Raw genomic sequence first — 7,629 nt, 5'->3', positions numbered from 1 at the left:
ATGAAAAACGGCGCGCATCCCTGCGCGCCGCCCTCCGGGTCTTCTGTTGCCTTCGCTAGTGCGAGGCGACGCACAGCCACAACAACAGCAAAATCTTCAAGGCAACGGCAACGGCCCGCGTCGGCATTGCCGCGCGACTGAACGCGCTCCGCCGCCATTGACCCCTCGTGCACCGTTGCTGCGTTACAACGTCGCACCGGCCGCGATGGACCGGCCCCACGTTACCCAGGAGAACCCCATGCGCCCGATGCCTTTCGCTGCGATCCTGTCGATCGCTTTCGCCGCCGGTTGCGCGGCCCCCGAGCAGGCCAAGGACACGGTGAGCGCCGATGCGGCCGCGACGCCGGCGAGCGATCCGGGGCCGGCGGGCCGGCCGATGGGCAAGATCGGCGCCGATCAGGTCGGTAAGGTCAGTCCGGTGCCGGCGTTCAAGGGCTTCGGCGAGCATTGGGGCATCGAGATCCAGGCCACCGGCGAGAGGTCGCACCAGGTCGAGCTGACCTGGGGCAGCGGCAGCGAGAAGGCCAACGGCACGGTCGATTACAAGGGCCAGCCGGCCGACGCGCCGGGTTCCCTGATCGTGTTGAGCGGCGAACTGGCGACGAAGCAGGGCGCCAAGCCGATGGTGGTCGAGATCAGCCGCAAGGACTGCACCGACGACGGCGACGGCGGGCACCGGCACAGCGTCCAGGTCACCGTCGAGGGCCTGCCGCAGATGCGCGGTTGCGGCGACCTCGCGATGTACTGATCGCGCTACCGCGCCCCGCTAAAACCAACGGCCCGCTGCGAGCGGGCCGTTGGTTTCAGTGCGACCCACGCAGATCGTCAGGCCTGCGCTGCCGGATAACGCCTGCGGTGCAGCCACACCACCAGCAGCGAGGCCAGCACCGGCGCGGCGAACAGCAGCAGCAACACGATGACCAGCAGCTCGGCCAGGCCGAGCTTGTCGCCCAACAACAGCAGCGGCAGCGTCGACAGCACGATCAGCAGCGGCGTCAGCAGGGCCGAGATCAAGGCCGGCATCGCGCCGGCACCGCGGCGCGCCGGCAGCAGAGCCCAGCACAGGCCGTGCAGGAAGCCGATGCCGAGCGCGGCGAGGGTCATGCCGTGGCGTTGGGCGTTGTCGTCCAGAGCGGTGAAGCGGCTCAGGCTGTGCTGAAGCAGCAACAACACGCCGGCGCAGACGCCGAACGCGACGAGCGCGCCGATCAGGCGCCGCTGGCCACCGCTCCAGACCACCGGAGTCGGGCCGCGGCCGCCCACGACGAAGGCGATTGCCAGGCCGATCGAAGAAGTGACCACCACCTTGACGGCGTTGAGCGGCGGCACCCAGCGATACAGCGTCACTGTCGACACGCTGTCGCTCAGGGCCTGCATCGATTGCATGACCGCGATCGACCACAGATAGCCCAGGCCGAACACCAGCGCCACCGCGACCAACAGCGCGGCCCAGGCGCGTTGCGGCGGGCCGCGGCGCGCGATGATCGCGCTGGCCAGGACCAGGTTGACGCCGATCAGCAGGCCGATGCCGCACAGCCATTCGAGCCAGGCGTAGACCTGGCTGGCGGCGCCGTCGGCGCCCTCGGGCAGGGGATGCTCGATCTGCGCGACCAGGAAGAACGCTGCGGTCAGTACCAAGACGCAGGCGCCGAGCGCGAGCGGAAACCAGACGGGCGACCGCGATGCGGGGTGATCCATGAAGTCGATCCTTGCGGGGCAGGCGAGCAGCGGGGGAGGCGGTCGTCAGCGCCGTGCGAAAGGCGCGCGACGGGCGGCGAAGGCGGCCCAGTCTAGTGCCTGTCCCGTCGCCGTCCCAGGACGCTGTCCTCAAGCCGCGCCGTGCCGCGTTGATGGAGGCTGACGCCGCCTTTCCTGTTGCCGCGGCAGTCTTCCCCGCACCGTCGTTTCGTCTTCATCGCGGCCACGGGCCACCGCCCGGCGCGACGACGGCGCTTCACGGCGGCGGTGAAGCTGCGTTGGTAGCGGTATCGGCGGCACCACGTCGCCCCTACAGGAGTCTCTTATGCGCATCATGTTCGCCGCCGTCGCCGGATTGGGCCTGGCCGCCGCTCTCGCAGCCGCGTCCGCGTCCGCCCAGCAGATCACTTTCCCGGCGCCGGTCTTCCGCGGCGGCAATGGCGCCGACTGGATCGTGGCGATGACCACCCAGCCGGATTACTCGGTCGACTACGCCCTGACCGTGCCGGAGTCGCGGACGCCGCTGAGAGGCAAGCTGCAGCAGAAGGCGGCCTCGGGCATGGGCGATTACCTGTTGGTCGGCAAGCTAGGCGACGGCACCGCCGCGACGGGTCTGAGCACGAAGCTGGCGCCGGTGCCGCTCGGCAGACAATGCATCGACGCCAAGGGCAAGAGCACCGGAAGGTACGGTTCCTACACCTACACCGTCGTGCTTACGCCGGCCAAGCTCGGGCCGTGGAAGGTATGGAAGGGCTGCGGCAACTTCACCATGAAGTGAGTTCGCCGGCCCGAGGGCGTCAACCGGCGGCGAGTGCTTACGCCGCCGGCAGCCGGAAGAAGGCGGTGGCGGCCGCGCTGCTGTTGGCCGCGGTCGTCGCCACGTCTTCGCCGCGGTCGCGGGCGAGTTCCTCGACGATGTGCGCTAGGTACATCGGTTCGTTGCGCCGGTGCGACGGCGCCGGTTTGACCGTGCGCGGCAACAGATACGGCGCATCGGTTTCGATCATCAGCCGTGCCGCCGGGATGTGCTTGACCAGCTCGCGCAGGTGCAGGCCACGGCGTTCGTCGCAGAGCCAGCCGGTGATGCCGACGTACCAGTCCTGGTCGAGGTAATCGAACAGCTCTTCGCGCGTGCCGGTGAAGCAATGCACCACGGCCGGGCCGAGCTTGCCGTCGAAGTTGCGCATCATCGCCATGAAGTCGGCGTGCGCATCGCGCTGGTGCAGGAACAGCGGCTTGCCGGTGTCGACCGCGGTCTGCAGCTGCATCTCGAAAGCACGCCGCTGCGCCGGGCGCGGCGAGAAGTCGCGGAAATAGTCCAGCCCGCATTCGCCGACCGCCACCACCTCGTCGTGCGCCAGCAGCGCGCGCATCTCGGCGTCGCATTCGGCGGTGTACTCGCTCGCATGGTGCGGGTGCACGCCGGCGGTCGCGAACAGCTCGCCCGGGTGGCGGCGCGCCAGTTCCAGCGCCTGCGGCGAATGCTCGCGGCTGGCGCCGGTGATCACCATGCGCGCCACGCCGGCGTCGCGCGCGCGCTGCAGCACGGCGTCGCGGTCGTGGTCGAAGCTGTCGTGGGTGAGGTTGGCGCCGATGTCGATCAGTTGCATGAGTGGAGATGCTGCGGAAAACAGCGCGCAGTGTAGGCGCTGGGCCGGGCCAGCCCAAGTTTCGGCCGTCCACGGCCGCGCGGTGCCCGCATCGTGGTTCCGCCGTGCCGTCGCGGGCGGCGGATTCACGACCGTGGCGACGCGGCGTTATGCCCTTCGAAGGCGGCCGGGCGGTCGCCATGGGGAAATCGCAATGCGCATCATCTCGACGATCTTCGCGCTGGGGCTGGCGTCGCTGCTCGCCTGCCTGCCGGCGTCCGCACCTGCCGAATCCAAGCCCAAGTACGACTTTCCGAAAGCGACTTTCGACGGCGGCAACTACGGTCAGGCCGGCTGGAGCATCCAGCTCAAGCGCAGCGGCCCCGGCCAGGTCGTATTCGATCTAGCCCTTCCGCGCGGCGTCCGCGCCGCCCACGGCACCCTGACCTCGGTCAAGCCCGAGCCGGGTCCGCTGGAGCTGACCGCCCAGTACGCGCTGTCCGGCAAGCAGAGCATCGCCGGCGAGCAACAGGAGCTTCTGGTCATGCTCACCGCCAGCCCGAAGGACAAACCCTGCCAGGACACCAAGCGCAAGAAATACAGTCAGGCGATCCTGGTGTTCATCGGCGATATCGAGGACGGCGGCCGGCTGTTGTACGGCTGCGGCGAGTTCGCCAAGGACTGAGCCGTACCCAGGTTCGTCGTAACGCCGAGGAATACCGGCGCGGCCGCGGCGTCGTCGCGCGCGGGCGTGCTCGCGGGGCGGTTGCGTCGATCGCGCACGCATCGGCGCCGCGCACCGTATCCTTGCGCGCGTGAACGCCGCCGAATTCCCGATCGATTCCCTGCTGCCGTCGATCCGCGACAGCCTCGCCGCGCATCCGCGCCTGGTCCTGGAAGCGCCGCCCGGCGCGGGCAAGACCACCCAGGTGCCGCCGGCCCTGCTCGATGCGCCGTGGCTGCAGGGCCAACGCATCGTCATGCTGGAACCGCGCCGCGTCGCCGCGCGCGCCGCCGCGCAGTTCATGGCGCGGCAACGCGGCGAGGCCGCCGGCGAAACCGTCGGCTACCGGATCCGCTTCGAGAACAAAGTCTCCGCGCGCACCCGCATCGAAGTGGTCACCGAAGGCATCCTGACCCGGATGATCCAGGACGACCCCAGCCTCGAAGGCGTCGGCGCCCTGGTGTTCGACGAATTCCACGAGCGCCATCTCGCCGCCGACCTCGGCCTGGCGCTGGCGCTCGACGTGCAGGCCTCGCTGCGCGAGGACCTGCGCATCGTGGTGATGTCGGCGACGCTGGACGGCGAACGGCTGGCCCAGTTTCTGGATGCGCCGCGCCTGAGCAGCGCCGGGCGCAGCTATCCGGTGACGATTGGGCACTACCCGGCGCGGCGCGAGGAAAAACTCGAACACCAACTGCGGCGCGCGGTCGAGCACGCCCTGCAGCAGCATCCCGGCGACGTGCTGGTGTTCCTGCCCGGACAGCGCGAGATCGCGCGCGCCGATGCCGCCCTGGCCGGCAGCGAGGCGCTGCGCGGCATCGACGTGCTGAGCCTGCACGGCGAACTGCCGGTCGAGCAGCAAAGCCGGGTCCTGCAGCCCGATCCCGACGGCCGCCGCCGGGTCGTGCTGGCGACCAACGTCGCCGAGTCCAGCGTCACCCTGCCCGAGGTGCGCGTGGTGATCGACGCCGGCTTGGCCCGCGAGCCGCGCTACGACCCCAACAGCGGCTTCTCGCGCCTCGACGTGGTCGCCATCGCCCAGGCGTCCGCCGATCAGCGTGCCGGCCGTGCCGGCCGCGTCGCCGAAGGCTGGGCGTATCGCTTGTGGCCGGAATCGCAACGCCTGGAACCGCAGCGGCGCCCCGAGATCGCCCAGGTCGAACTGGCCGGGCTGGCGCTCGAACTCGCTGCCTGGGGCGATGCCGGCCTGCGTTTCGTCGATGCGCCGCCGGGCGGGGCGATGGGCGCGGCACGCGAACTGTTGCTGCGGCTCGGCGCGCTCGAAGCCGGCCGCGGCGATGCGGCGCCGACTATCACCGCGTTCGGCCGGCGCATGCTCACGCTCGGCACCCATCCGCGCCTGGCGGCGATGCTGCTGGCGCCCAGCGACGCGCGCGAACGCGCCCTGGCCGGCGATCTGGCCGCCTTGATCGAAGCGCGCGACCCGCTGCGCAGCGGTGGCGACGCGCTGGCCGCGCGCTGGCAGGCGCTGGCCGCGTTCCGCCAGGGCCGCGCACCGGCCGATGCTTCGCGTTCGGCCTTGGCCGCGCTCGACCAGGCCGCCAAGCAATGGCGCCGGCGCCTGCGCGTCGACGCGACACCGCCGACCCAGGTGCCCGCGCACGCGCTCGGCGACCTGCTGCTGCATGCCTTCCCCGACCGCATCGCCCGCCAGCACCCGAGCGACCCTTACCGCTATCAGCTCGCCAACGGCCGCAGCGCCAAGTTGTTCGACGACAGCGCGGTCTACGGCGAACCGTGGCTGGTGATCAGCGAGCTGCGCGACGACCCGCGCGATGCGCGCGTGCTGCGCGCATCGCCGCTCGACGAAGCGCGCCTGGAGCGCGAGTTCCCGCAGCGTTTCGTCAGCGAGGACCGGGTGGTCTGGGACGCCGCCGTGCGCGCGATCGCGGCGGTGCGCGAGCGCCGCTACGACCGCATCGTGCTCGACAGCCGTCCGCTCGCCAAACCCGATCCCTCGCGTTACGCCGATGCCCTGGTCGATGCGGTGCGCCAACTCGGTCTCGACGCGCTGCCGTGGACCGGCGGCCTGCGCCAGTGGCGTGCGCGTGTGCGCTGCCTGCGCGAGTGGATGCCCGAGCTGGCCCAGGGCGACAACGCGCTGCCGGACTTGTCCGACGAGGCCTTGATGGCCGGTATCGACGCCTGGCTGAAGCCGGCCTTGCGCGGCAAGACCCGCCTCGATGCGCTCGACGAGGGCGCGTTCGGCGAAGCCCTGCGTTCGCTGTCGGACTGGTCGTGGCGGCAACGGCTGGACGCACTCGCGCCGACCCGCATGGTGGTGCCGTCGGGGATGGAGCGCGCCATCGACTACGCCTACGACGAGCATGCCGCCGATGGACGTGGCGCCGCCGTACCACCGGTGCTGGCGGTGAAGCTGCAGGAACTGTTCGGCCTGGCCGATACGCCGCGCATCGCCGAAGGCCGCGTGCCGCTGACCTTGCACTTGCTGTCGCCGGCCGGGCGGCCGTTGCAGGTCACCCAGGACCTGCGCGGTTTCTGGGAGCGCACCTACCCCGAGGTCAAAAAGGAAATGAAGGGGCGCTATCCCAAGCACCCCTGGCCCGACGATCCGTGGACGGCGACCGCGACCCACCGGGCCAAGCCGCGCGGCACCTGAGCACAGCGGCGTCGCACGAGGCGCCGATGCGCCAACCGCGATGAGCGAGGTGTGTTGGTCATGGGTTGGCTGTGCAAGGGCTATGTATCGGCCGAAGTCGTCGATACCGCGCCGTATTCAGCCGGCAGCCGGTCCGACGCGACTGCGCTCACAGAATTTCAACGGTTCCGCGTCGACACTGGAGTCTGTTTCTCTCGTCACAGGATCGACACGATGAGCAAGTTCACTTCATTCCCGGAGCGCGCACTGGAGCTGGTGTCGTCGGTCGGCGATAACATCAAGCAGCATGTGCCCAAGGCCGGCCAGTGGTTGGAGACGGGCGTCAAGCTGGGCGCACTGAAGACCGGTGCGCGCACCGCCGGCGGTTTCATCCGCCGCAACCCGGTGATCGCGGTCGCCGCCGTGGCCGGCGCCGGCCTGCTCTGGTACGCCGCCGCGCGCCGCAAGGCGAAACAGCAGGCCGAAGGCGACCCGATCGAAGGCAGCGCCCGTCGCATCGATGCGCGCCGCGCCGATAGCAACGGCAGCGCCTCGCGCCGCAAGTCGGGCACGCGCAAGGCGGCGAGCGAAGAAAGCGCCAGCGAGTAAGTCGTCGGGCTGGTGGACTAGGCCGAGTGATAGGGCATCGGCGTGTGGTTGCGCCGTGGCCGGATTGCGAATGTAGTCGCTTGAAACCGTCATACCCCGAGGCCGGCGCGCTAGCGCCGGCTTCGTTCGTTTGGGGCATGCCGAAGGTGGTCGCGTGTTTTCGGTTTCGCCTAGCGGCTTCGGGAGCCTAAGGGGTAGGAACGGCGCGAGCCGCGACCGCGATGTGACGGTCTAGCGGCGCATCAATCGGATAAAGGCCGAAGCAAAATTTCCGTCCGCCGCTTTAGTGGCGAAAGCTTTAGGCGTTTGATCTTATTTCTTTAAGAAGCCAGCGCAAGAGCAGAGCTTCCGTCCGCTGACGCGGCCGGGTTACTTTCTTTTGCTAAGCC

At 69.8% G+C, this 7,629-nt stretch carries 7 protein-coding genes; 5 read left to right on the top strand and 2 right to left on the bottom strand.

Annotated features, from left to right (window positions below; all coding sequences use genetic code 11):
* Nucleotides 1-238: 238 nt before the first annotated feature.
* A complete protein-coding gene (locus EX88_RS24080) occupies nucleotides 239-748 on the top strand; it encodes a hypothetical protein (RefSeq protein ID WP_036149812.1) in 510 nt (169 codons plus the stop codon).
* A 77-nt stretch (nucleotides 749-825) separates the two neighbouring features.
* Here EX88_RS24080 and EX88_RS0121970 read toward each other — a convergent pair whose 3' ends face one another.
* Entirely contained in the window at nucleotides 826-1,698 is an 873-nt protein-coding gene (locus EX88_RS0121970) for a hypothetical protein (protein WP_031374126.1), read from the bottom strand.
* A gap of 325 nt (nucleotides 1,699-2,023) precedes the next feature.
* On the opposite strand from EX88_RS0121970, the gene EX88_RS0121965 reads away from it, so the two are divergent.
* Nucleotides 2,024-2,476, top strand: coding sequence for a hypothetical protein (locus EX88_RS0121965; RefSeq protein WP_031374125.1), 453 nt, complete (start codon nucleotides 2,024-2,026; stop codon nucleotides 2,474-2,476).
* Between the two features lie 37 nt (nucleotides 2,477-2,513).
* Here the strand turns inward: EX88_RS0121965 and EX88_RS0121960 are convergent, their stop codons facing one another.
* Nucleotides 2,514-3,308 carry a TatD family hydrolase gene (locus EX88_RS0121960; protein ID WP_031374124.1) on the bottom strand — a complete coding sequence of 265 codons (795 nt, stop codon included), beginning with the start codon at nucleotides 3,306-3,308 and terminating at the stop codon, nucleotides 2,514-2,516.
* A gap of 193 nt (nucleotides 3,309-3,501) precedes the next feature.
* Here EX88_RS0121960 and EX88_RS0121955 point away from each other — a divergent pair, with 193 nt between their 5' ends.
* The 3 genes from EX88_RS0121955 (at nucleotide 3,502) to EX88_RS0121945 (ending at nucleotide 7,240) form a co-directional block, all read left to right on the top strand.
* Entirely contained in the window at nucleotides 3,502-3,972 is a 471-nt protein-coding gene (locus tag EX88_RS0121955; RefSeq protein WP_031374123.1) for a hypothetical protein, read from the top strand.
* Between the two features lie 130 nt (nucleotides 3,973-4,102).
* The gene (gene hrpB / locus EX88_RS0121950; RefSeq protein WP_031374122.1) at nucleotides 4,103-6,652 is read left to right on the top strand and encodes an ATP-dependent helicase HrpB; all 2,550 of its coding nucleotides are present in this window, start codon (nucleotides 4,103-4,105) and stop codon (nucleotides 6,650-6,652) included.
* 213 nt (nucleotides 6,653-6,865) lie between these two features.
* Nucleotides 6,866-7,240, top strand: a complete 375-nt coding sequence (locus tag EX88_RS0121945) for a hypothetical protein (protein ID WP_031374121.1) — start codon at nucleotides 6,866-6,868, stop codon at nucleotides 7,238-7,240.
* Nucleotides 7,241-7,629 lie beyond the last annotated feature (389 nt).

This window comes from Lysobacter antibioticus (assembly GCF_000731095.1).
In the GTDB taxonomy this organism is placed as follows: domain Bacteria; phylum Pseudomonadota; class Gammaproteobacteria; order Xanthomonadales; family Xanthomonadaceae; genus Lysobacter; species Lysobacter antibioticus_B.
This window is presented reverse-complemented; position numbering and strand designations above follow the sequence as displayed.